This is a genomic window from Mesorhizobium captivum, assembly GCF_033977165.1.
In the GTDB taxonomy this organism is placed as follows: domain Bacteria; phylum Pseudomonadota; class Alphaproteobacteria; order Rhizobiales; family Rhizobiaceae; genus Mesorhizobium; species Mesorhizobium captivum.
In genome coordinates this window covers 23,957-47,044 of sequence record NZ_JAVIJB010000046.1, presented here as the reverse complement: position 1 = coordinate 47,044, position 23,088 = coordinate 23,957, and the positions used below count along the sequence as shown (strand labels likewise).

General features: G+C 63.2%; 21 protein-coding genes, 1 tRNA gene and 1 pseudogene. 12 read left to right on the top strand and 11 right to left on the bottom strand.

The genetic code is table 11. The features are described from left to right. Positions 1 to 70 precede the first annotated feature (70 nt). Together RFM40_RS28335 and RFM40_RS28330 are read right to left on the bottom strand one after the other, a co-directional pair. A complete protein-coding gene (locus tag RFM40_RS28335) occupies positions 71 to 766 on the bottom strand; it encodes an RlmE family RNA methyltransferase (protein WP_320229794.1) in 696 nt (231 codons plus the stop codon). 177 nt (positions 767 to 943) lie between these two features. Next, positions 944 to 2,272, bottom strand: a complete 1,329-nt coding sequence (locus RFM40_RS28330) for a Ppx/GppA phosphatase family protein (RefSeq protein WP_320278645.1) — start codon at positions 2,270 to 2,272, stop codon at positions 944 to 946. 247 nt (positions 2,273 to 2,519) lie between these two features. Here RFM40_RS28330 and RFM40_RS28325 point away from each other — a divergent pair, with 247 nt between their 5' ends. The 3 genes from RFM40_RS28325 to RFM40_RS28315 all read left to right on the top strand — a co-directional run bounded on the left by RFM40_RS28325 (position 2,520) and on the right by RFM40_RS28315 (position 4,489). Further along, positions 2,520 to 3,452 (top strand): lysylphosphatidylglycerol synthase domain-containing protein, encoded by a 933-nt coding sequence (locus RFM40_RS28325; RefSeq protein ID WP_320229791.1) that lies wholly within the window; start codon positions 2,520 to 2,522, stop codon positions 3,450 to 3,452. 144 nt (positions 3,453 to 3,596) lie between these two features. After that, positions 3,597 to 3,670 (top strand) — tRNA-Gln (locus tag RFM40_RS28320). Between the two features lie 144 nt (positions 3,671 to 3,814). Continuing rightward, positions 3,815 to 4,489 (top strand): protein-L-isoaspartate(D-aspartate) O-methyltransferase, encoded by a 675-nt coding sequence (locus RFM40_RS28315; protein ID WP_320229789.1) that lies wholly within the window; start codon positions 3,815 to 3,817, stop codon positions 4,487 to 4,489. 193 nt (positions 4,490 to 4,682) lie between these two features. Here RFM40_RS28315 and gloA2 read toward each other — a convergent pair whose 3' ends face one another. Continuing rightward, complete coding sequence (gloA2, locus tag RFM40_RS28310; RefSeq protein ID WP_320229788.1) at positions 4,683 to 5,066, bottom strand: SMU1112c/YaeR family gloxylase I-like metalloprotein; 384 nt, start codon at positions 5,064 to 5,066, stop codon at positions 4,683 to 4,685. Positions 5,067 to 6,150: 1,084 nt separating this feature from the next. On the opposite strand from gloA2, the gene RFM40_RS28305 reads away from it, so the two are divergent. Beyond that, a complete protein-coding gene (locus tag RFM40_RS28305; protein WP_320229787.1) occupies positions 6,151 to 6,321 on the top strand; it encodes a hypothetical protein in 171 nt (56 codons plus the stop codon). A gap of 110 nt (positions 6,322 to 6,431) precedes the next feature. Here RFM40_RS28305 and RFM40_RS28300 read toward each other — a convergent pair. The 6 genes and pseudogenes from RFM40_RS28300 to ehuB form a co-directional block, all read right to left on the bottom strand. Beyond that, positions 6,432 to 6,612 (bottom strand): annotated as a pseudogene (locus RFM40_RS28300) (helix-turn-helix domain-containing protein); the annotation flags it as partial. Between the two features lie 91 nt (positions 6,613 to 6,703). Further along, entirely contained in the window at positions 6,704 to 7,432 is a 729-nt protein-coding gene (locus RFM40_RS28295; RefSeq protein WP_320278644.1) for a GntR family transcriptional regulator, read from the bottom strand. Continuing rightward, positions 7,429 to 8,208, bottom strand: a complete 780-nt coding sequence (ehuA, locus tag RFM40_RS28290) for an ectoine/hydroxyectoine ABC transporter ATP-binding protein EhuA (protein WP_320229785.1) — start codon at positions 8,206 to 8,208, stop codon at positions 7,429 to 7,431. The genes RFM40_RS28295 and ehuA overlap by 4 nt, the downstream gene beginning before the upstream one ends. Then, positions 8,205 to 8,864, bottom strand: a complete 660-nt coding sequence (ehuD, locus tag RFM40_RS28285; RefSeq protein WP_320229784.1) for an ectoine/hydroxyectoine ABC transporter permease subunit EhuD — start codon at positions 8,862 to 8,864, stop codon at positions 8,205 to 8,207. Before ehuD ends, ehuA begins: the two co-directional genes overlap by 4 nt. Continuing rightward, a complete protein-coding gene (ehuC, locus tag RFM40_RS28280; protein ID WP_320229783.1) occupies positions 8,861 to 9,589 on the bottom strand; it encodes an ectoine/hydroxyectoine ABC transporter permease subunit EhuC in 729 nt (242 codons plus the stop codon). The genes ehuD and ehuC overlap by 4 nt, the downstream gene beginning before the upstream one ends. Before the next feature lie 54 nt (positions 9,590 to 9,643). Continuing rightward, on the bottom strand, positions 9,644 to 10,507 hold the full coding sequence (gene ehuB / locus RFM40_RS28275) for an ectoine/hydroxyectoine ABC transporter substrate-binding protein EhuB (RefSeq protein WP_320278643.1): 864 nt from the start codon (positions 10,505 to 10,507) through the stop codon (positions 9,644 to 9,646). Positions 10,508 to 10,758: 251 nt separating this feature from the next. Between ehuB and RFM40_RS28270 the strand changes: the two genes are divergently transcribed. From RFM40_RS28270 to RFM40_RS28235, 8 genes are all read left to right on the top strand, one after another. Then, the gene (locus RFM40_RS28270; RefSeq protein WP_320229781.1) at positions 10,759 to 11,940 is read left to right on the top strand and encodes a M24 family metallopeptidase; all 1,182 of its coding nucleotides are present in this window, start codon (positions 10,759 to 10,761) and stop codon (positions 11,938 to 11,940) included. 35 nt (positions 11,941 to 11,975) lie between these two features. Then, positions 11,976 to 13,124, top strand: a complete 1,149-nt coding sequence (locus RFM40_RS28265) for a M24 family metallopeptidase (protein ID WP_320229780.1) — start codon at positions 11,976 to 11,978, stop codon at positions 13,122 to 13,124. Between the two features lie 9 nt (positions 13,125 to 13,133). Continuing rightward, on the top strand, positions 13,134 to 14,387 hold the full coding sequence (locus tag RFM40_RS28260) for a sarcosine oxidase subunit beta family protein (RefSeq protein WP_320229795.1): 1,254 nt from the start codon (positions 13,134 to 13,136) through the stop codon (positions 14,385 to 14,387). 13 nt (positions 14,388 to 14,400) lie between these two features. Beyond that, entirely contained in the window at positions 14,401 to 14,679 is a 279-nt protein-coding gene (locus RFM40_RS28255; protein WP_320229779.1) for a sarcosine oxidase subunit delta, read from the top strand. Beyond that, entirely contained in the window at positions 14,676 to 17,624 is a 2,949-nt protein-coding gene (locus RFM40_RS28250; protein WP_320278642.1) for a sarcosine oxidase subunit alpha family protein, read from the top strand. Before RFM40_RS28255 ends, RFM40_RS28250 begins: the two co-directional genes overlap by 4 nt. A 10-nt stretch (positions 17,625 to 17,634) precedes the next feature. Beyond that, entirely contained in the window at positions 17,635 to 18,123 is a 489-nt protein-coding gene (locus RFM40_RS28245) for a sarcosine oxidase subunit gamma family protein (protein ID WP_320229777.1), read from the top strand. Positions 18,124 to 18,659: 536 nt separating this feature from the next. Next, the gene (locus tag RFM40_RS28240) at positions 18,660 to 18,893 is read left to right on the top strand and encodes a hypothetical protein (RefSeq protein ID WP_126084340.1); all 234 of its coding nucleotides are present in this window, start codon (positions 18,660 to 18,662) and stop codon (positions 18,891 to 18,893) included. Positions 18,894 to 19,092: 199 nt separating this feature from the next. After that, entirely contained in the window at positions 19,093 to 19,602 is a 510-nt protein-coding gene (locus tag RFM40_RS28235; RefSeq protein ID WP_320278641.1) for a hypothetical protein, read from the top strand. Positions 19,603 to 19,666: 64 nt separating this feature from the next. Here the strand turns inward: RFM40_RS28235 and RFM40_RS28230 are convergent, their stop codons facing one another. Further along, complete coding sequence (locus tag RFM40_RS28230; protein WP_320278640.1) at positions 19,667 to 21,124, bottom strand: tetratricopeptide repeat protein; 1,458 nt, start codon at positions 21,122 to 21,124, stop codon at positions 19,667 to 19,669. A gap of 372 nt (positions 21,125 to 21,496) precedes the next feature. Then, positions 21,497 to 22,930 carry an aldehyde dehydrogenase family protein gene (locus RFM40_RS28225; RefSeq protein ID WP_320229774.1) on the bottom strand — a complete coding sequence of 478 codons (1,434 nt, stop codon included), beginning with the start codon at positions 22,928 to 22,930 and terminating at the stop codon, positions 21,497 to 21,499. Positions 22,931 to 23,088 lie beyond the last annotated feature (158 nt).

Genomic DNA, 23,088 nt, shown 5'->3' with positions numbered 1-23,088 from the left:
AAACTGTTCGCGATGTCCTCGCACACCTGTTCGCGATGTCCCCGGTCCAAACAAAGGGGAGAAGGAGGCGCTACCCCTTGAACTCCTTCGCCAGCAAATACAGCTCCACCGACTCATCCCGCGAAGCCGGCGGCTTCACATGGTGGACCGAGCGAAAATTCTGCTTTAGCCGCGACAAGAGCTCGTTCTCTGCCCCGCCCTGAAAGGTCTTGGCGAGGAAATGGCCGCCGGGCTTCAAAACCTGCAGCGCGAAATCGGCCGCCACCTCGCACAGATGCATGGTGCGCAGATGGTCGGTGCGGCGGTGCCCGGTGGTGGGGGCCGCCATGTCCGACAGCACGACGTCGGGCTGGCCGCCGAGCGCTTCCGCCAGCTTTTGCGGCGCTTCAGGATCGAGGAAATCCATCTGCAGGATGACCGCGCCCGGCACCGCGTCCATCTCGAGATAGTCGATGCCGACGACGTGCGGATTTTCCGCCGTTGACTTCGTCCGCGCGGCCGCCACCTGGCACCAGCCGCCGGGAGCGGCACCCAAATCGATCACCTTCATGCCGGGCTTCAAGAGATGGTGTTTGTCGTCGATCTCGGTCAGCTTGTAGGCGGCGCGGGAGCGATAGCCGTCGGCCTTGGAGCGCTGCACATAGGGATCGTTCATATGGCGCTCGAGCCAGCGGCGCGAGGACTCCTTCAGTCTGCTCTTCTTCTTGATCCTGGTTTTCAGCACGCGCATGCCAGCCGAGCCCGGCTTTTCCGGCTTCTTTGTCATAAACGTTCTCTTTTGCGCATGATCTTTTCCAAAAACCGGATTCCACTTTTTGGGATCATACTTACCCCTGTTTATGCAATTCCGGACGCAAAACCGCTGCGCACTTTTGCTGGAATTGCTCTAGCTGTTTACGCAATTCCGGACGCAAAACCGCTGCGCACTTTTGCTGGAATTGCTCTAGCGGCGTCCGTCATGACGCCAGACGCCGTCGTCGGCCATCAGCTCGCTCAATATACCTTCGCGCAGGCCGCGGTCGGCGACGCGCAAGCGCTCGGACGGCCACACGCCGCGGATCGCTTCCAGGATGGCGCAGCCGGCCAGCACGAGGTCGGCGCGATCGGCGCCGATGCAGGGATTGGCGACGCGCTGCTGGAAATCCCAGCCGATCAGTTTTTCCACCATGCGGTCGACGCTCATGCGGTCCATCCAGAGCCCGTCGACCCGGCGGCGGTCATAGCGCTCGAGGTCGAGATGGACGCCTGCCAGCGTCGTCACCGTGCCGGACGTGCCAAGCAGATGGAACTGGGGGCTGGCGAGCACATGCGCGAGCCGGTCGCGCCCGTCGAAGGCCTTGAGCCGCATCGCGACGTCGTCGACCATCGCTGAGAACGTCTCGCGCGTCACCGTGCGGCCGCCGAAACGTTCGGCGAGAGAGACGACGCCGACGGGCAGCGACGTCCAGGAGACGATGTGGTTGGCGAGCCGCGGCGAACGCTGGCCGCGGGTGAGGTCGATCAGCGCGATCTCGGACGAGCCGCCGCCGATGTCGAACAGCACCACGCCGCGCGTGTCGCGCTCGACCAGCGAGCCGCAGCCGGAGACTGCGAGGCGGGCCTCGGTCTGGCGATCGATGATCTCCAGCTTCAGCCCGGCCTCGCGTTCGACGCGTTCGAGGAACTCGATGCCGTTCGCGGCCGAGCGGCAGGCCTCTGTGGCGATCAGCCTGGCCTTCCTGATCTTGCGGTTGCGCAGCTTCTCGCCGCAGACCTTGAGCGCCTCGACGGCGCGGTCCATGGCAGCCTGACCGAGCCGGCCGCTGGCGGAGAGTCCCTCGCCCAGCCTGACGATGCGCGAGAAGGCATCAATGACGCGGAACTGGCCGTGCCGGCCCGGCACCGCAACCAGAAGCCGGCAGTTGTTGGTGCCGAGATCGAGCGCGGCGAACACCGGCAGTTCGTGCTGCGGCGGACGCGGCACGCTTGAAACCGGCAGCCGCGGTTGCGGCACAATTGGCGCAGGCTCGCGCATGCGGCTGGCGGGATTGGCGGCGGGTGCGGCGTGCGGTATGGCGCCGTTTGCATCGCGCGCGAAAACCTTGCGGCCGCGCCTGCGCTTGCGGCGCTTGCGCGTCTTGCCTTTCTGGTTCTCGCCTTGATTGTCGGCATGTTTTGCATGCGCGCCCGCATGGCGGCTGAACCGTCCCGCGGACGGGCCCGCCGGCTCCGTCGGCGATGCCCCGGACATGCCCACTGCCGACGCGCCCGCGCCGGTATCGTGGTCTTCCACTTCAATTCCTTCCGGCGCCGCGCGAACCGGGAAGGACGCAGCAGGCACCTCGATTTGTTTCAAGTTGAAAACAGACTAGCAGCGCTATCTGCAATCACCAAGAGCGCATGGTCCGATTTTTGGCACCGTCACGCCGGGGCAATCTCATGCCGGTTGAATAGCCGGCTTCGATCAGGCATTTCTCAAGGGAGGAATAGAGAGGCCGGGCAACAGCAACTCATGAGCCGCAACGCATGACGATCTCGCCATGAACTGGAGGCGTTATTTCTGGCCGGTCATTGGCATAGCGGCCGTGGTGTTCTCGCTCTGGCTGCTCATCCACGAACTGCGCGGCATTTCACTCGACGACGTCTGGGCCGGTATCATCGCCATTCCGCCGCGCGGCTGGATACTGGCGGCGCTGAGCTCGGTCGTCGCCTATGCCTCGCTCGCCGGCTACGACCACATCGCGCTGCTCCATATCGGCAAAAAAGTGTCGTGGCTGTTCGTCACGCTGTGCTCCTTCACCACCTACGCGCTATCGCACAATATCGGCGGCTCGGTGATCTCCGGCGCAGTGATCCGCTACCGCGCCTATGGCACGAGGGGCCTCACCGGCCAGGATGTCGGCGTGCTGGTGGCGATCTGCTGGATCACCTTCGTGCTCTCCAGCTTGCTCGCGGCCGGCCTGGTGCTGGTGCTGGAGCCTCAGATCGTCGACCGCTTCTCCGGCGCCCCACATCACGGACCGGCGATCGCCGCCGGCCTCGCTATGCTGATCCTGGTCGGCGCCTACGTCTGCGGCAGCGGGCTGCATCTCAAGCCCCTCAAGATCGGCAGCTTCCAGCTACATTATCCAGCGCTGCCGATCGTGGCGCGGCAGTTGCTGATCGGCCCGATCGAATTGCTGGCGGCGGCCGCGATCATCTTTTTTGCCCTGCCCGCGGCGGGCAATCCCGGCTATTTCGTCGTGCTCGGCGTGTTCGTGGTGTCGTTCTCGGTGGCGCAGCTCTCGCACGCGCCGGGCGGGCTCGGCGTGTTCGAGGTCGTCTTCCTCGCCGGTCTCTCGGACATGGACCCGGTCGGCGTGCTGGCAGCGCTGCTGGTCTTCCGCCTGTTCTATCTCATCATCCCGCTGCTCATCGGGCTCTGTGTGGTGCTGTTCTTCGAGCATTCGCAATACAGCCGCGGCGAAGGCTGAGCCTTCCCAAGCGCTCGGCGACCAAGCGAGAAAAAAGCCTGCGATTGAAACGCCGCGCGGGGTTGACTATTTTCCAGCGGCGGCTACAAGGCAGCGCTCGCGGCGCTTGAGCCGCCCGCTTCGTGCGGCACAGACCGCGCCTGCTGGGGAATAGGTTAACGGTAGACCCACGGACTCTGACTCCGTTAGTCCTGGTTCGAATCCAGGTTCCCCAGCCAAACTGGATGCCCTGTGGACAACTTGGTTCCACAAGCCCCTTCGATCGCCGCAGCCACCAGCGCATCGGCCTTGTCGGTTACTGTGACGAGACGAACGGGATATAATGCTTTTGGCAGTAGCTGGTCGAGGAAAGCCTCACCGTCGTGAAACCAATGAACGAAAAGCATCTTGCGGTTCTACGCAGGCACATGGTCGAGATGATTGCGATCCATGCCGATCTTGCAAGCGAAGAACTCGGCAAGGCAACGCTCGATGAGCGGGTGATGGCATCGATGCGGCGGGTCCCGCGACATCTCTTCGTGCCAGCTGCGGTCGCGCCTTATGCCTACCAGGACATGCCGCTGCCGATCGGCTTCGATAAGACCGTGTCGCAGCCCTTCATTGTCGCTCTGATGACCGATCTCCTTGCTCCCCAACCGCACGAAACAGTGCTCGAGATCGGGACTGGCCTAGGCTATCAATCCGCGATCCTCGCGGAACTCGCGGGACAAGTTTGGAGCGTAGAAATCATCGAGGAATTCGCAAGCCATGCCGAGGCTCTGCTGCAGGGCCTTGGCTTCTCGAATGTCGCCATTCGTGTCGGAGACGGGTCTCGCGGCTGGCCCGAGCACGCCCCATTCGACAAGATCCTGGTTAGCGTGGCGGCTGAGCGGGCGCCGCCAGCTTTGCTGAATCAGCTCAAGCCAGGGGGACGCATTGTTCTGCCTTTGGCGTCTGAAGAAGGACAGTTTCTGACTATCATCGACAAGGATGCTGCTGGGCAACTCGAGACTCGGAAACTCATCCCGGTTCGGTTCAGCCGGCTTGAAACCATCTAAAGCAGGTCGCGTGAAAAAGGATTCACGCGACCTGCTTTAGGTTTTTGACTTTAAGCATGTCTTCGTCCCGAACCGGGCCCACTTTCGGGAGACATGCTTTAACGGAGTGCGCACAACTGACGCGACTTCGCTTTTGCAACCGTCAGCCGGATGCCGGCAGCTCCGCATTCTTCTCGTCGCAATGCTCCGACTGTCAAACTCGATCCTCGTAGAACTCAATGGGGAGACCGTCGGGGTCTGCCACGAAAGTAAACGAACGTCCTGTGTAAGGGTCTATGCGAATAGGCTCGACTTCGACGCCTCGTGCCCGAAGCAACCGGGCTGTCGCCTCTACTGAGTCCACCGAGAATGCTACGTGTCGCAGTCCGCATGCCTCAGGCCTGGTCAGCCGGCTGGGTGGCATGGGAAAACTGAACAATTCGATCTGGACAGGACCATGCCGCAAGTCGCACTTCCAAGATTGCTTTTCGGCTCGCCAATTTTCGTCGACGATGACGAAATCGAGCTTGTTGTAGAACTGCTTCGACAGCTCGTAGTCACTGCAGATGATTGCAATATGATGGATTCCTAGAAGCAACGAACTAACCCCATATGAGCACGGACACGCCCCACGTAGGCTTGAACGAAAGAGAAGGACTGCCGCCGGGCTAGGCGAGTTGATCGATCAAGCTTGTCCCAGAGCGGCTTCATGCGTCGCGACCTCCGTAGCAAGCGCCCGCAGTTCGGATGGTGGCGCGGCCCAGAAAGTTCGAAAAGCTTCCAAGAACCCCAGCCAGTCGCTTTCACCACGCTTTTTCATGGTTCCCCTGCAGTATCTCGCTAGCGCGGCAACGCGCCGACGACGATTGCGGTCAAAACTGCCGCAGCCAGGACGATCGCAGCGAGCCGAATGCGCTTCACCCAGAACTGCCGGCTAGGTCATCGGGCCACCGACGCGCCATCGTATACGCTATAGAGGCGCCGGCCATCCTCTCCATAGTAGTCAGCGTTTGGATAAATCTTTTGCGACTTGCGGCGCGGTTTGAGCATTGGCGCCCCTCTCATCTGCAAGCTACATTAGCGCCTGCTTGCACTCAATCTCCGCCAAGACGATCAGTTCGGCCGGTCCTGGCGCATAACGCCGTAGAGAAGCAGGCCCGCCACTAGAGACACGACAGCGCCCAACATGTCAGGGCCGGTCAGCCCTGAATAGTATGCGAAAGCGAATGCCAACTCGGCCATGATTTTCCACCAGGGGTATGCTGGACTTACCTGAGAGAAACCTTGTGGGCGCGCTAATGTTCCGCTTGAGGAATGAGCGGCCGTCGCAGATCCAAGACAAGGGACAGGGTGTCCACGGGTTGTGCCTTTTTCCGGCAGCTACACCCACAACTTCGAGGACAAAGGCGGAAACTGGGTCGTGTCGCTTGACGACTGAATTCGTTTCGGGGGCACGAACCAAGCTGACGGTTGCTTCACGTGTCTCATTTCAGGACGGGAATTGCTGGCACCGGGCTTGCACTGAAGCTGTTGCCGGTTTGATCCCCGGCAGCTCGTCGGGCTCTTAGAGGCAGTTGTTGGGGGCCTCGCCCGGCGAGTTTTTCACTTATATTAGCGATTGCTTGTAAACGGAACGAAGTAGGAAGATAATGGCGTTGCGAGGAGCCCTGAGGGAGGGTCCTATGCGATGGCCTTTGGTCGTGATCGCGCTGATTATTGGTTTGATCCTTTGGGACCACTTTGCCAATGACAACGCCTATACCGCCGACGTCGAGCGCAGCTTTTCGTCCTTGCAGATGCCGGGTGGCTGGAGAGCCCCCGCCATTACCTTCCACGACCCGCTCGACCAGTGAGCGATCTAGAGCCCTAGCAGCGGGATAGAGCCGTCCAAATCTCTAGACGTAAAGCGGCAACGGAAGGCTCGGCACAGCATAGACCCGATCGCCGATCGATGCCGCAGGCGTGGAAGCTGATTGGCGTGGCGGTATGGCCGGCGCGACCGGTCCGTCAGCCCTTCCAAGCCACTGTCGTTGTAGCGTGTGAGGATCTTGTAGCCCGTCTTGCGCGAGATATCGAACTCCGGCAAAGCACCGCATCTTCTCGCCGTCCAGCAGCCGGGCGATGAACTTCAGCCGCTCTTCCATGGGGAAGGGCAATTCCAATGACTTGCTCCGCGCGCTTTTCTTGCAAGGAACTGCGCCAGCAAATTCCAGGCGAGACGTTCCGAAGATGCGGTTAGGTGCCTTCTAAATCACCAGCCGCCCCTGCGTGGCGCATCATGCGGCGGAAGCTCATGGAGATGTGGGCGCGCCTGATATGCCCGATCGATTCCCAGTCGCCGATCTCGGCCGCGGCCAGGACCTCCTCCATTTCGCGCCGGAACGCCGTGAACTCCTCCACGAGGCCCAGTTGCGGCATCATCTTGAGGACGACGCGCGCCACCTGGAAATACAGTCTTTCGCTGATCTCGCGCAGCGGCTGGTTGCCGGTCATGCCGGACAGCTCGGTGAAGAAATCCATGTTGAGCTGCAGGAAGGCGCGCTGATCCGGATTGAGCATGTCGGAATCACAGCGGGCAATGAGCGCCCGGATCCGATCAAGGTCGGCGGCCGTGCGCGGAATCGGCGAAAGCTTGCCGACCAGCAGCGCCAGTTCCAAGCGCAGATGATAGACCTGCTGCAATTCCTCGATGTCAACGTCGGTGACGATGGTGCCGACGCCATGGACGGATTGAACCAGGCCTTCGGACTCAAGGCGCGCCAGGACGCGCCGGACGGGCGTGCGGCTGATCTCGAATTCCTGAGCGAGTTCTTCCTCGGAGAGCCGGCTGCCCGGCGGATAATCGAGCAGGCAGATGCGGTCGCGCAGAATCAGGTAGATGCGTTCGAACCGTTCACGCGCCGAGAGCGGTCGTGGCGCCTGTGCGATCACAATTGGAGCCGAGGCATCCGTCTCGAGCGTCATCCAGCCTCCAGGACGGCGTGCAGGAACTGCCGCGTCCGCTCATTCTTCGGTGCGCCGAACAACTGGCTCGGCGATCCCTGTTCGCAAATCTTGCCCTGATAGAAGAAACAGACCCGGTCTGAAAATTCCTTGGCGAAGCCCATCTGGTGGGTGACCATCAGCATGGTCAGGTCATGCTCACGGCCGAGCTGCCTTATCACCTGCAGCACTTCGCCGACAAGCTCCGGATCGAGCGCCGAGGTCACCTCGTCGAACAGCATGATCTTCGGCCGCATCGCGCAAGCGCGGGCAATCGCGACGCGCTGCTGCTGGCCACCGGAGAGCTGCGAGGGATAGTGGTCCTTCTTCTCCGACAGGCCGACCATATTGAGCAGCTCGGCCGCGCGCTCCTCGGCATCCTTCCGCTTCATGCCGAGAACCGTTATCGGCGCCTCGATGCAGTTCTGCAACGCAGTCATATGCGGGAAAAGGTTGAACGACTGGAAGACCATGCCGATCTTGGCGCGAACGCGGCGGATATGGGCAAGATCGGCCGGCACGAGCTTGCCCTTCTTCTCCATATGCGTGAGAGGCTCTCCTTCCACCCAGATGACGCCGTCATTGATGGTTTCCAGCGTCATCAGCATACGCAGCACGGTGGTCTTGCCGGAGCCGGACGGGCCTATGATGGAGACCTTCTCGCCACGGGCGATGTCCAGGCTCAATCCGTCGAGAACGGTCAGCGCTCCGTAGCGTTTCGAGACATTGTCGAAACGGACCATCGGTTGTTCGGTCATCGCACGGTCCTCTGGTTGAGAAAGCGCTCAAGCGCACGGATAAGCGCGGCCGATACCAGGCTCATCGCCAGAAAGAACAGGCCGACCAGTGTCATCGGCTCGGTATAGCGGAAGGTCTCGGAGCCGATGATCTTGGCAGTCTGCATGAGTTCCAGAACCGCAATCGCCGAAAGCAGCGGCGTTTCCTTGAACAGGGCGACCAGATAGTTGCCGAGCGCCGGCACGATCGGCGGGATGACCTGCGGGATGATGATATCGCGGAAGGTTATCCATTGCGGGAGATTAAGAGCGATCGAGGCTTCCCATTGGCCGCGGTGGATATTGTCGAAGCCGGCGCGGTAGACCTCCGAGCAATATGCAGCGTAGTGGACGCCGATGGCGACAACGCCGGCGGTGAATGCATCGATCACGAGGCCGAATTTCGGAAACACGAAATAGATAAAGAATATCTGGATGAGCAGCGGCGTCGAGCGGATCAGCTCGACCAGCACCGAGATCGTCCAGCCGGTCCACGGCACGGCGATGCGGACCACCGCCAGGACAAGGCCGAGCGAGGCGGCGATGACAAAGCCGAGCAGCGTTGCCTCGATCGAGATGATTGCCGCGCGCGCCAGCACCGGCAGGATCTGCAAGGTAAAACCCCAATCCCAGATCATGCCGCCTTCCCCCGCGCCAGGCCGAGCGAGGCCCGCCTCTCAAGAAGCCGCATGCCGATGGAGACGACCAGCGACATGGCGAGATACATCAGCAGCACCAGCGTGAAGATCGGAATGGTCTTGAACGTGGTCTGGTTCATTTGCTGAGCCTTGAAGGCAAGGTCGGTGAGCGTGATCAACGAGACCAGCGCAGTCGCTTTCAGAAGCTCGATGAACAGATTGCCCCAGGGCGGGATCATGGCGATGAAGGCCTGCGGCAGGATGATCCGGCGCAGCATCTGCGAGCGGCTCATGTTGAGCGCCGTTCCCGCTTCCCATTGGCCGCGCGCGACCGACTGGATGGCGCCGCGCACGACCTCCGACCCGTAAGCCCCGACATTCAGGCCGAGCGCCAGCACGGCGACGAGGAAGGCGTTGAGCGTGACGCCGAATTGCGGCAGCACGAAAAACAGCCAGAACAACTGCACCAGCGCCGAGGTGCCGCGGAAGATCTCAACATAAACGGTCGCCAGCCACCTGAGCGGCGCCGCTCCGTACATGCGCGCAAGTGCGGCAAGCACGCCCATGACGATCGCCAGCAGGCTGCCAAGGATAGCAATCTCGATTGTCAGGAGTGCGCCCTGCAGCAGTCCAGGCAGGAACAGCCTGTAGGATTCTTGCGTCGCCAGCACGCCGATCACGGCGAGCGCGACAACCAGCATGGCAACTAACGTGCGGATTCCCATCTGCCCTCCAGGAAAAAAGAGGGCGGCGCTTTCGCGCCGCCAGCAGTTGGGAACTTATTCGCCCTTGCAGAGCTGCGCGGTGGTCTTGTTCGGCAGATAGTCCTTACCGAATCCGAGCGGCTCGACCAGGGCGATATGCTCAGGCGATCCGATGAACTTCTTCAGCTCGGCGTTGAACGCTTCCTGCAAATCGGTGTCTTCCTTGCGGAAGCCGAAGCCGCCATGGCCCTTGATCGACTTGCCGGCAACCTCGCCGAACGGCTTTGTCGACTCGACGCCGTCGGCCTTCTTGGCCATTTCGGCGATCGAGAGCGCCGTCAGCGTGGCCGCATCGGCGCGGCCCGACTGGACGGCGGCAACCAGGCTGGACTGGTCGGGCAAGGTGACGAGCTGCGCGTCGGTGACGCCTGCGTCCTTGGCAATGCCGCCTTCGACAGCGCCTGCCATCACGGCGAGCTTGAGATCAGGATTGTCCTTGATGCTCGTGTAGTCCTTCACACCCTTCGGATTGCCCTTCGGCACCAGCATGGCCTCACCGATGCCGTAGGACGGTTCCGAGAAATTGATCTCGGCGCAGCGCTTCGGATTGATGAACATGCCGGCGGCGATGATGTCGAAACGGCCGGCCTTGAGGCCCGGAATGAGCGAGCCGAACTCGGTCAGCACGCCGTCCACCTGCTGGATGCCCATCTTGGCGAGCACCGCCTTGGCGACCTCGGGCGCTTCGCCGGTCAGCTTGCCGTCGGGCGTCGCGAAACCGAACGGCGCCTCGTTGGCAAAGCCGACGCGGATATAGCCGTCCTTCTTGGCGCGCTCGAGGGTCGTCTCCGCCTTGGCCGGCAGCGACGTGAATGCGGTCGCGGCGAGCGCAAGGCAGGCGGCGGCCTTCACAACCGCGCGGCGGGATATCTGTGACATGAACATGCGTTCCCCTTTGCTTTCGATGATTGCTTGGCTCGGACGACGTTTCTCCTCCATCGCTCAAGCTCATAAGACGTATACAACTCATCTGGACATATCGCAAGATGCGCTGTACGAATATCGAAAAATAGCCGTTATCGCACCATCGATCGGCCCAAACATTGAACAGTTGTGCACAATTACAGGCGATTTCCCTGAAATTACGGGCTGCGAGTCGCGTTCGGCCGCGGCAATAGGAGGAGACGGTTTTGAGCGGGTCCGGCGGGTTCACCAAGGCGGAATATGCGCGGCGTCTGGCCGACGTGAAGCACCGCATGGAAAAGGCCGGCTTCGATCTCATCATCTGCCAGGATCCCGCCAACATGTGCTGGCTGACCGGCTATGACGGCTGGTCCTTCTACGTGCCGCAATGCGTGCTCGTTCATCTGGAGGAAGACCGCCCGATCTGGTTCGGCAGGGCGCAGGACGCCAAGAGCGCCCGCATGACCACCGGCCTGCCCGAACAAAACATCGTCCCGTTCTCGGAGCGGCTGGTGCAGCACCCGGTCGAGCATCCCTATGACGAGCTCGCCGGGCTGATCAGGGCGCGAGGCTGGGACCGAGCACGCATCGGCGTCGAGATGGATGCGCATTACTACACCGCGCGCTGCCACGCCCATCTCGTTAACAGTTTGCCGGGAGCGCGCTTTTCCAACAACCACGACCTCGTCAACTGGGCGCGCCTGGTGAAATCGGACGGCGAGCTGGCGCTGATCCGCGAGGCGGGCGCGATCTGCAGCAACGCCATGAACCGCGCCATCGAAAAGATGCGGCCCGGCGTGCCGCAGAACCACGTCATTGCCGAGATCTATCATGCTCAGATCATGGGCGTGGCGGGCGCCGGCGGCGACTATGCCGCCATCTGTCCGTTGATGCCGGTCGGCGAAGGCACGAGCACGCCGCACCTGACCTGGTCAGACGCGCCGCTTCCAGACGCCGGGCTTGCCATCGTCGAAATCGCCGGCGTACGGCGGCGCTACCATGCGGCGCTGACCCGGACGGTGCATTTCGGCAAGCCGCCAGCTGCCCTCTCCGACATGGCCAAGGTGATCGTCGAAGGCGTCGATGCAGGGCTCGAAACGGCGCGGCCCGGCAGCACCGCCGAACAGGTTGAAGCCGCCTGGCAGGCCGTGCTGCGCAGGAACGGACTGAAGAAGGAAAGCCGGGTCGGCTACCCGGTCGGCCTCGCCTACCCGCCGGACTGGGGCGAACGCACCGCGAGCCTGAGGCCCGGCGACAAGACCGAGCTTCAGCCCGGCATGTGCTTCCACTTCATGGCCGGCGTCTGGCTCGACGATTTCGGCGTCGCCATTTCGGAGTCCTTCGTCGTGGCCGAACATGGCGGCGAGCGGCTCTGCGACGTGACCCGCGATCTCATCGTCATCAACTGACCACCCCTGCAAACAGGCATTTTCGAGGATCTAGAATGGACCGCAATCCCTTTTCGGAAGCCGAGATCGCCGGCCGCCTTTCGAAGGTGCGCAAGGCGTTGGCCGAGCGCGGGCTCGATGCCGCCGTCTTCGCCTCGCCGGAGAACATCTTCTATCTCACCGGCCTCGACCATTGGGGCTATTTCGCGCCGCATCTGCTGATCGTCACGCTCGACCGGCAGCCAGTCCTGGTCACCCGGTCGATGGAAAAGGTGACGATCGAGAACCAGGTGAAGGCAGCGCAATTCCGCGGCCATTCCGACAGCGAGACTGCCGCCGATCTCGCCGCGCGCGTCCTTGCCGAACTTGGCCTGACGGGTAAGCGCATCGGCCTCGAACATTGGACCTCAGGCCTCAGCCACGGCCTCGCGCTGAAGCTCGAAGCGCAGGCCGACGCCAAATGGAGCGACGTCTCCGGCCTGGTGGACAGGATGCGGCTGGTGAAGAGCGCCGAGGAACAGGCGCTGATGCGCCGCGCCGCCAAGGTCACGGATGCCGCCGCGGGTGCTGCGATCGCGGCGATCCATGACGGCGCCGCCGAGCAGGAGGTCGCCGCGGAATGCGTGGCGGCAATGGCGCGCGCAGGCGGCCATGCGCCGGGCTTCGGCCCGTTCATCCGCCCTGCCGCCCGGCTCGGCGAGGAACACACGACCTGGGGCGATGGCATCTATCGCCGCGGCGAGCCGGTTTTCGTCGAACTGTCCGGCTGCGTCTCGCGCTACCATGCGCCGCTTGGCCGGCTGATCCGCATCGGCACCATCAAGGACGAGGATGCCGCCATGGCCGAGGTGACGGCCAAGGCATTCAATGCCGTCGTCGAGGCGCTGAGGCCAGGCGTCAGGGCGCGCGAGGTCTACGCCGCCTGGCAGGGCGTCGCGGACGAGGCAGGCCTGTCGCACTATCGCCGCCATCATTGCGGCTATCTCGTCGGCATCGGCCAGCCGCCGTCCTGGACCGGCGGCAATTCGGTCACGGGCCTGAGGCACGATTCCGATCTCGAGATCGAGACCGGCATGAGCTTCCATATCCTGTCCTGGCTGATGGGCACCGGACGCGGCGACGATTTCATCTCCAACACCGTGCTTCTGACAGAGACTGGCGCCGAAGTGCTGACGCGCACGCCGACCGGCCCGATCGTTCGCTAGACGATGACCATGCGCTACTCGGCGTTTTCGATTTTCCGCAACGGCCTGTCCGGCCAGAAGAACTGGCAGCGCGCCTGGCGAGCCGCCGAGCCGAAACCGGCCTACGACGTGATCATCGTCGGCGGCGGCGGGCATGGCCTCGCCACGGCGTTCTATCTGGCCGAGAACCACGGCATCCGCAATGTCGCGGTGCTGGAGAAGGGCTATGTCGGCGGCGGCAATGTCGGCCGCAACACCACCGTCATCCGCTCCAACTACCTGCTCGACGGCAACACCCAGTTCTACGAATTCTCGGTCAAGCTGTGGGAAGGCCTGTCGCAGGCGCTGAACTTCAACGTCATGTTTTCGCAGCGCGGCCAGATCGTCACCGCTCATTCTGCGGATCAGCTCGACACGTTCAGCCATCGCGCCAACATCATGCGGCTGAACGGCATCGACGCCGACATTCTCGACCGCGACGAGGTGCGGCGGCTGGTTCCCTATCTCGATTTCTCCGACGCGGCGCGATTTCCGATTCATGGCGCTATCCTTCAGGGCCGCGCCGGCACCGCACGCCACGATGCCGTCGCCTGGGGTTATGCGCGCGCCGCCGATGGCCATGGCGTCGACATCGTCCAGAACTGCGAGGTGACCGGTTTCGTCCGCGACGGCGGCAGGATCATCGGCGTGGAGACGAGCAAGGGCCGCATCGGCGCAGGCAAGGTCGGCCTGGCGGTCGCCGGCCATACGTCGGTGCTCGGCCAGAAGGCCGGGCTGGAACTGCCGATCGAAAGCCATGTGCTGCAGGCCTTCGTCACCGAGCCGCTGAAACCGCTGGTCGACCATGTCGTGGCTTACGGCGCCGATCATTTCTATGTCAGCCAGTCCGACAAGGGCGGGCTCGTCTTCGGCGGCAATCTCGACGGTTACAATTCCTATGCCCAGCGCGGCAATCTCGGCGTCGTACGCGAGGTGGCCGAGGCGGCAATCGCGCTGATGCCGTGCATCTCGCGCGTGAGGCTGCTGCGCCATTGGGGCGGCGTCATGGACATGACGCCCGATGCGAGCCCGATTATCTGCCCGACGCCGATCGACGGGCTCTATCTCAATGGCGGCTGGTGCTATGGCGGCTTCAAGGCCACGCCCGCCTCGGGCTGGTGCTTTGCGCACACGCTGGCGACCGGCAAGCCGCATCCGCTGATCGCCGCATACGGGCTTGACCGTTTTCGCACCGGCCGCACGCTCGACGAGGCCGGCGTCGGCCCCTCGGCCTGGCTGCAATAGAGAGCAAGACAAAATGCTTCGCATCGAATGCCCGTGCTGCGGCCCGCGCGACCATGACGAGTTCCGCTATGGCGGCGACGCTTCGGTGGCGCGTCCCGCCCATGGCGATCCCGACCCGGAAGCCTGGTACCGCTATGTCTATGTGCGGAACAATCCGGCCGGATCGCATCGCGAGTTCTGGCAGCACGTGACCGGCTGCCGGCAATGGCTGGTCGTCGAGCGCGACACCAGAAACCACGTCATCGCATCGGTCGGCTTCGCCCGGAAAACGGCCAGGAAAATGCCCGCATGAACAGGACCGGAAATCGCCTCGCCGCCGGCGGCCGCATCGACCGTGCGCAGCCGCTGGGCTTCGTCTTCGATGGCCGCGAGCTGGCCGGCCATCAAGGTGACACGCTCGCTTCCGCCCTGTTGGCCAATGGCGTCACGCTCACCGGCCGCAGCTTCAAATATCACCGGCCGCGCGGCATATTTTCGGCCGGCCCGGAAGAGCCGAACGCGCTGGTCACGCTTGGCACCGGCGGACGGCGCGAGCCGAACCTGCCGGCGACGACGCTCGAACTGGCGCAAGGCATGGCTGCCGAAAGCCAGAACCGCTGGCCTTCGCTCGCCTTCGACATGCAGAGTATCAACGGGCTGTTCGCGCCCTTCCTTTCCGCCGGCTTCTACTACAAGACGTTCATGGGGCCGACGCGGCGCGCCTGGATGTTCTATGAGCATTTCATCCGCAAGGCGGCGGGCCTGGGCCGCGCGGGCACCGAGCCCGATCCCGGCCGCTACGAGACGCGGCATGCATTCGCCGACGTCGCCGTCGTCGGCGGCGGCCCCGCCGGCCTGTCGGCGGCGCGCGCGGCGGCAGCCGCCGGCGCCAGCGTCGCGCTCATCGAGCAGGACTTTTTGCTCGGCGGCCAGCTGCTGTCCGAGCGCCCGGACGGAGAGGCGGCCGCCTGGCTGAGCGCGGTCGAGGCAGAACTGGCGGGCCTCGACAACGTCACCCTGATGCGCAGGACGACGGCGTTCGGCACCTTCGACGGCAACACGCTGGGACTGATCGAGCGGCGCGACGGCCCGGCCGCGGAAAGCGCCGCGCGCCAGATCTTCACCATGCTTCACGCCGGCGCAATCGTCTTTGCCGCCGGGGCCATCGAGCGACCGCTGGTGTTTTCCAACAATGACCGGCCGGGCGTCATGCTGGCGTCCGCCGCCCGGACCTACCTCAACCGTTTCGCCGTCCTGCCGGGCAAGAAGATCGTCGTCGCCACCACGAATGACGGCGCCTACCGCGCCGCCTTCGACCTCGCCGCCCTCGGCGCCGAAGTGACGATCGCGGATCAGCGCGGCGCCCCGCCCGCCGGCATGGCCGCAGAAGCCCGGCGCCTGAACATAGCGATCCGGACCGGTGGCCTGATCGCCGATCTGCGCGGGGGCCATGCGGTGAAGGCCGCGCGACTTTCAGGACCAGACGGCAACCTGGAAATTGCCTGCGACCTGGTCTGCCTGTCCGGCGGCTGGTCGCCAAGCGTGCATCTCACCTCACATCTCGGCGTCAAACCGGTCTATCGCAGCGATATCGACGGCTTCGTTCCTGGCGGCTTTGCGGGAGGCCAGTTCGGCGCCGGCGCCATCATGGGCCGCTTCTCGACCGCCGACGCCATCGAGGACGGCCACCGCGCCGGCATTGAAGCGGCATCGTCTTGCGGAAAATCGGCAGCGGTGCCGGCGCCTTTGAAACTCGATCTCGGCGAATCCGCAGCCAATGCGTTCCGAGCGATCCCATCCGCCGGGCGCGGCAAAGCCTTCGTCGATTTCCAGATGGATGTGACCGCGAAGGACATCGAGCTCGCCCATCGCGAAGGCTATGAATCGGTCGAGCACCTGAAGCGCTACACCACGCTCGGCATGGGTACCGACCAGGGCAAGACCAGCAATTTTGCCGCACTCTCGGCCATGGCGGCGCTGCGCCATGCGACGGTCGCACAAACCGGGACCACGACCTTTCGCCCGCCCTATGCTCCGGTCGCCATCGGCGCGCTCGCCGGTCGAGCCGTCGGCCATCATTTCAAGCCGTTCCGCCGCACGCCGATGCATGACTGGCACTTGGGCAACGGCGCCGAGATGCTCGAGGTCGGGCTGTGGATGCGGCCCTATTTCTACCGCGGCGCCGGAAGCGACGTGAACGAAGCCTATGTCGCCGAGATGCGAACCGTGCGCGAGGCCGCCGGACTGATGGACATCTCCACCCTCGGCAAGATCGACGTGCAGGGGCCGGATGCCGCCGCCTTCCTCGACCGTGTCTATGCCAACGGCTTCGCCAAGCTGCCGGTCGGCCGCGCGCGCTACGGCGTCATGCTGCGCGACGATGGCATCGTCTTCGACGACGGCACGACCACGCGGCTTTCGGAAACCCAGTTCTTCATGACAACCTCGACCGCCAAGACGGCCGATGTGCTGTCGCGGCTGGAATTCCTGCTCGACACCGCATGGCCGGAGCTGCGTGTCGCCGTCACCTCGGTCAGCGACGAATGGGCGGCGATGTCGATTGCCGGCCCGAAGAGCCGCGACATCCTGGCCGCCTCATTCCCCGGGCTCGATGTCTCGAACGAGGCGCTGCCGCATATGGGCTTCACCGAGGCCGAGTTCGACGGGCGGGCGCTGCGCATCATCCGCCTCAGCTATTCCGGCGAGCGCGCCTACGAGATCTATGTCGGCGCCAGCCGCGGTGAACGGCTCTGGAGCCGCCTGATCGAGGTTGGCGCGCCATTCGGCCTGACACCCTACGGGGTCGAGGCGCTCGGCGCGCTGCGTGTCGAGAAAGGCCACGTCGCCGGGCCGGAGATCGACGGCCGCACCACGCTCGACGATCTCGGCCTTGGCCGCATGGCCGGCAAGCGCACCGGCTTCGTCGGCGAAGTCCTGAGGCATCGCCCGGCATTTCTTTCGCCCGACCGTCAGCGACTGGTCGGATTGGAATGCATCGAGGACGGCAAGCGACTGCGCGGCGGGGCGATCTTGTTCCTGCCCGGCGATGCCGTCGCCGGCCACGGACGCGGCCGGATCACGTCCGTCACCTTCAGCCCCGAGCTCGGCCGCTATGTCGGACTGGCGCTGCTCGCCGGCGATGTCGCGACCGAGGGAAGCGAGCTCGTCGCCGCCTATCCGATGCGGGCCGAGACGGTTCGTTCCCGCATCGTGTCACCGGTGTTCCTCGATCCCAAGGGAGAGCGACTGCATGGTTGAGCCTCTGTCGTTGAAAGACTTCAACCTGCCGGTCGCCGATTGCCCGATCGTCCAGATCGAAGGCTGGGATGCAACGCTGGCAAGATTCGAGGCGAGCGTCTCGCAGGCATTGGGCGCCGCCCTGCCCGCTGCGGTTGGCGAAACGGTCCGCCATACCGATGACCTGATCGTCCGGGTTGCGCCGCGCCGTTTCTGGTTGATTTTCGAGGCCGGCGCAAAACCGCTGACCATCGATCCCGAACTTGGCTGTTCGGTCTCTCTTGGAGAAGGCCGCGTGCGCCTCAAGATGGACGGGACGCGCCTCCCCGAAATTCTCTCCAGATGCGTCGCGGTCGACTGGTCGTCGCCCGCCGCGGCGCCGGGCCGCGCCTGGCAGACCGCCTTTCACCACGTACCGGTGCTTCTGCTCCGCACAGCCGAAACCGCCTGCGACCTCATCGTGCCGCGCAGTTTCGCGAAGAGCCTGACCGACTGGATCGCCGACAGCGCCGCGGGGTGAGGGCTGTCGAACTGTATCGCGCGACGTTGCAGGCGGTGACGGCGGATGCCGCATCTGCCGGTGTTTTTGCCGCCACCGGTTTTGAGAATCGGATTAACGAATCGTAGACCGCGCTGTCCTATTCTGAGACAGCGCGGTTCTACACCCATCGCCCGCGCAGGCGGCTCCGGCTCTCAGGCACCCTACCCCTAGTCGGAGCCGCCACTTTGTATACTGCCAGCAAGGGTTGAATCAACTCTTACCAAGCATCCTTGCTAGTGTATTTTGCCGATCGCTAGATTTCGAAATATCGACGGCGGCCGCTATCCAGACGAACTCGCCATCGACTTCGGTTGCCACACGCTCGGCTTTGATTTGCTTCACCCTTCCACCAGCGCCGGCGAACGTGGCTTAGAAGGTTTGCGATGAATATTAGCAATCAACGATATATTAACGCCTAGGGCGCAGCCTCCACGTATCGGGGGCGAGAACCGCCCCCTGATCGACGATCCGGTACTCCATGTGCCGAGACGTTCGACCGATGCGGAGCAAAACGCATGAGTGTCGAAACAGCGCTGGCGCAGCTGTTGCGCATGCTTCACCGTCGAGCCCTGAATTTGGCAAGCTTGCCGGACGATGAAAGAGACCCGCACTACGATCGCATCCGCCGTTCATGCTGCGGAGCAGCCGAACATATCGGCCAGAGCCCCGACAACGCAGCCATCACGGCCAACAGCATGGTCGAATTTACTCGCGCCATGGTCGGGATCATCGAGGCAAGGCGCGGGTAAGACGGCGCCAGCACCTTCGCCTTGCAAGCGGGCTGCGGTCGCAGCGCAGATCGGAAGGATGGAGGCTGCCCGCGGGCAGGCCGCACCATCGCGGCATTACAGCAATTTTTCCCAAGACCCGGAACCCACAACGCTGCGACGTTATGGCGGCGATCTTCCAGCTTCTTATCCATGCTCGTCTATCCGTTGGAGAAAAATCATGACGATTTCGCCTTTTCTCGCTGCTCTTGGATCTGAAGGTCAGCCTGCAGACCGGGCGAAAGACATGGACCTCTATGGGTGGCTAATCGGAAGCTGGGAAATGGAGACGGTCCACTACCGCGACGACGGCACGATCGAGAAATGGGATGGAGAATGCCATTTTGGCTGGGTGCTCGAAGGCCGCGCTATCCAGGACGTCTGGATCAGGCCGAAGCGCCCTGCGCCGTCCACCATGTATGGCACGACTTTGCGTGTCTTCGATCCCGGGATCGGCGGCTGGCACATCATCTGGAGCGATCCGCTCAACCAGGATTACTCGCGCCAGATCGGGCGGGCCGAGGGCAAGGACATTGTCCAGATCGGCGACGACTCGCGCGGTCTGCGGGCCCGGTGGCGGTTCACAGAGATCACTGCCAACAGTTTTCATTGGATCGGCGAAGAAAGAGCTGCCGAGAGCACCCCCTGGCGCGTGACCTATGAACATTTCGCGCGGCGGACAGCTTCCTAAAGTGGCGCCGGCACGGAACCCGCGCCGCCGCCCGGAAATCGTGGGACTTCCTGGCAGCGGATCGCTATTGGAACTCCGTCAGAGGCAAAACGATGTCGTTGCACAGATTGCTGCAGAAGCTTTGCAGGGAGGCGCGGTCTATCCCGATCTGGCGGGCGCGCGCGAAAGCCTCCTTGGCCTCTTTGGTCTTGTTGGCTTTCAGATAATCGGACGATTTGACCAGCCAGGCGACCGTCACCAGCGAACGGCTCCAGCCGGATGGATAAAGCGAATACGCCTTCTCTCCGTATTTGATGGCGCCGTCGATGTCGCGGAAGCGGAACAGCCTCAACCCGGCATAGGTGGCATTGGCCGGCCCGGAGGTCGCGTTCACCTCCAGGTCGCGCAGATAGATCCTGTCGGCGACATTGCGGTCGCCTCCCCAGTCATAGGCGAGCGCCAGCAGGGTGTCCTCCGGAAGATTGCGCCTCTGGTAGAGGTTCATCACGTCGACATATCTGCCCTGCGCAAACAGCAACTGAGCTTCGCGATAGCCGACCGAAGTGGCATCGTAGCCTTTCAGGCCGGCTTCATCGAGAAGTTTGGTCATGGCCGCGACGTCGCCGAGACTGAGGGCCAGATCAAATCGGGTACCCCATATTTTCTCCGCAAGTTGCGGATCATTGCCGATCTTGTCGAGGATCACGATCGCGGCTGCGGCGTAGTCCGGCCGGTATTGAGGCCTGACGCCGTCGTTGTACATATAGCCAATGGTCAGATCGAGGCGCGCGATTTCGTACCAGAGAGCATTCGACAAGGCTTGCTTGGCTTGAAGTCGTTTGGTGATCTCCGTCAGAGCATCCAGCAGACCCGGCTGGTAGCTGTAGCCAGACAGGCATCCGTCGATGACCTCGGCGAGCTTATCCGTGTCCGGCTCGAGCGCCAGTATCTGATCGGCCAGGGCGATCGCGGCGTCGTGGTTGGCTACACCTTGCAGGTTGGTGATCGCTAGGATTGCGCCAACCATCGCCTTGGTATTTCCGGCCGTCTTGGGTAGCGCCGTCTTCGCCCAGGTCAGCGCTTCCTGTCGGTGATCCAGATGTTCGAGCATCAGCGACCAGGTGATGTCGACCCAGGGGTCCGCGGCGTCGAGAGCAAGCGCCTTGTCGAGCTGCTTGCGCGCGCCGGCCGGATAGCCGGAATAGATATATGTCCGTGCCGCGTAGACGTAGGCCGGCGGATAGGAAGGGTCGAGACGCTCCAGTTCCTCGAAGACGATGAAGAAGGACTTGCTCGACAGGGCAAATCCCATGCGGCTGGCAATCCTCATCCACTCCGCCCGGGTCGCCTCGACGCGGGCAGGAACGAAATCCGGGTGCGCATCCACGAATGCTTTGAGATCGGCCTTGATCTTGTCGGCCTTGTCGGCTGTCCAGCCATCGACCTTGCCGACCAGTTGCGTGAACTTCTGCCGGTCCGGCTCGCCGAGCTTTTCCAGCCATGGCTGCGCTGCCCGGGCGGCACCCAACTGGACGCCCAACATCAGAATGGACACCAGGAAAGACGCAACCCACGTTTTGACTGCCAAGAGACGAATGCCGTACCCCCGCCTTCTATACGGCAAGCATGCACTGCGCCCCGTTAACGCCGGCGCAAACTGATTGTTCGAGTTTTACTGAGTTCTTCGTGATGGTTATTCGACGAGCGCAGCAACTTGAACTACAGAGATTTCTAATATGAAGGTTCGCATGCAGGTTTGATTACAAACCAGCGGCAAGAAGATATGGCCATTCGCTCTTCGAGCTACCGCCGCTTCAGCGAGCCATTCCAGCTGCGCGACCACGGCGCGGCCGGGGCCGCGCCCTTGGTCAAGTTTCTTCGGAGGCTTGATCCTCCGAGCGCGGACTCGTGAGCCCTACTCCGCCGCCTCATATCCCGCGATGCCCTTGATCTCCAAAAAATCCTCCAGACCATACTCGGCGTATTCGCGGCCGTTGCCGGACTGTTTGTAGCCGCCGAAGGGCAGGCCGGCGTCCCAGGCCGGGTAGTTGATGTAGACGTTGCCGGAGCGCATGCGGGCAGCCGCCTGACGCGCCTTCTCGATGTCCTTGGCCTGAATGTAGGAGGCAAGGCCGAAGACGGTGTCGTTGGCCTGCTCGATCGCCCGCTCGACCGTGTCGTAAGGCATGATCGACAGCACCGGCCCAAAGATTTCTTCCTTCGCGATGCGCATGTCGTGCGTCACGTTGGCGAAGACGGTCGGGCGGACATAATAACCGCGGTTGAGTTCTGCCGGACGGCCAGGGCCGCCTGCGACCAGGGTCGCGCCTTCCTCGATGCCGCTCTGGATCAACCCTTGAATCTTGTCGAACTGCAGCTGGCTGACCACCGGGCCGAGCTTCGAGCCGGGCGCATCGGCCGGGCCGACGGTGAATTTCTCCGCCGCCTTCCTGGCGTAACCGGCCGCCTCGTCGTGACGGTCGCGCGGCACGAACATGCGGGTCGGCGCGTTGCAGGACTGGCCACTGTTGCCGAAGCAGCCCGCGACGCCCTTGGTGACCGCCCTTTCGAGATCGACATCTGGGAACAGGATGTTGGCCGACTTGCCGCCAAGCTCCTGATGCACGCGCTTGACCGTATCGGCGGCCGCCTTGGCGACCAGGATGCCGGCCCGCGTCGAGCCGGTGAACGACATCATATCGACGTCCGGGTGGCTGGCCAAAGCCTGCCCGACCGTCGGGCCGTCCCCATTGACGAGGTTGAAGACGCCCTTCGGCACACCGGCCTCGTCGACGATCTCGGCGAAGATGATGGCGTCGAGCGGCGCGATTTCCGAAGGCTTCAGCACCATGGTGCAGCCGGCGGCGAGAGCCGGGCCGACCTTGCAGGTGATCTGGTTGAGCGGCCAGTTCCACGGCGTGATCAGGCCGACGACGCCGATCGGCTCCTTGACGATCAGTGACGAGCCTCTGACGTGGCGGAACTGAAAAGTCTTCAGCACCTCGGCCATCTTCTCAAGATGCGCCTGGCCGACGCCGACCTGGCTGTCCAGCGCCATCTGGCGCGGCGCGCCCATCTCGCGCGAGACGGCGAGCGCGAGGTCCTTGCTGCGCTTCTTGTAGACGTCGATGACGCGGTTGAGGATATCGAGCCGCTCCTCGACCTCGGTGAAGCCGAAAGTGGCGAAGGCGCGCTTGGCGGCGGCCACCGCCTTGTCGACATCGGCCTTGGTGCCGAGTGAAATTTGCGCGAAAGCGTCCTCAGTTGATGGGTCGATGACGTCGAAATTGTTCGGCACCACAGGGTCGACCCAGGCGCCGTCGATATAGAACTGCAGATCGTGTGACATGCTTTCGCTCCCTGTGGGCCGCCGGGCTTCGATTGCGGTGAGGCGATCGTCGTATATCGTCAGAGATAACGATGCCGCAACCGCCCTGTCAAACACAAGCGCAGGTGACTGAGCCACGTTGAATTCCCGATGCATACCGCCCGAAACTGTGCAGCGGT

Coding starts and splice junctions, on each gene's coding strand:
- RFM40_RS28295 (WP_320278644.1), bottom strand. CDS start 7,432: ATGACGCTCGAGACGGATGCCTCGGCTCCAATTGTGATCGCACAGGCG.
- RFM40_RS28265 (WP_320229780.1), top strand. CDS start 11,976: ATGGACCGCAATCCCTTTTCGGAAGCCGAGATCGCCGGCCGCCTTTCG.
- RFM40_RS28235 (WP_320278641.1), top strand. CDS start 19,093: ATGACGATTTCGCCTTTTCTCGCTGCTCTTGGATCTGAAGGTCAGCCT.
- RFM40_RS28240 (WP_126084340.1), top strand. CDS start 18,660: ATGAGTGTCGAAACAGCGCTGGCGCAGCTGTTGCGCATGCTTCACCGT.
- ehuC (WP_320229783.1), bottom strand. CDS start 9,589: ATGGGAATCCGCACGTTAGTTGCCATGCTGGTTGTCGCGCTCGCCGTG.
- RFM40_RS28325 (WP_320229791.1), top strand. CDS start 2,520: ATGAACTGGAGGCGTTATTTCTGGCCGGTCATTGGCATAGCGGCCGTG.
- RFM40_RS28305 (WP_320229787.1), top strand. CDS start 6,151: ATGCGATGGCCTTTGGTCGTGATCGCGCTGATTATTGGTTTGATCCTT.
- RFM40_RS28250 (WP_320278642.1), top strand. CDS start 14,676: ATGAACAGGACCGGAAATCGCCTCGCCGCCGGCGGCCGCATCGACCGT.
- RFM40_RS28260 (WP_320229795.1), top strand. CDS start 13,134: ATGCGCTACTCGGCGTTTTCGATTTTCCGCAACGGCCTGTCCGGCCAG.
- ehuA (WP_320229785.1), bottom strand. CDS start 8,208: ATGACCGAACAACCGATGGTCCGTTTCGACAATGTCTCGAAACGCTAC.
- RFM40_RS28255 (WP_320229779.1), top strand. CDS start 14,401: ATGCTTCGCATCGAATGCCCGTGCTGCGGCCCGCGCGACCATGACGAG.
- RFM40_RS28335 (WP_320229794.1), bottom strand. CDS start 766: ATGACAAAGAAGCCGGAAAAGCCGGGCTCGGCTGGCATGCGCGTGCTG.
- ehuB (WP_320278643.1), bottom strand. CDS start 10,507: ATGTCACAGATATCCCGCCGCGCGGTTGTGAAGGCCGCCGCCTGCCTT.
- RFM40_RS28225 (WP_320229774.1), bottom strand. CDS start 22,930: ATGTCACACGATCTGCAGTTCTATATCGACGGCGCCTGGGTCGACCCT.
- ehuD (WP_320229784.1), bottom strand. CDS start 8,864: ATGATCTGGGATTGGGGTTTTACCTTGCAGATCCTGCCGGTGCTGGCG.
- RFM40_RS28230 (WP_320278640.1), bottom strand. CDS start 21,124: ATGTTGGGCGTCCAGTTGGGTGCCGCCCGGGCAGCGCAGCCATGGCTG.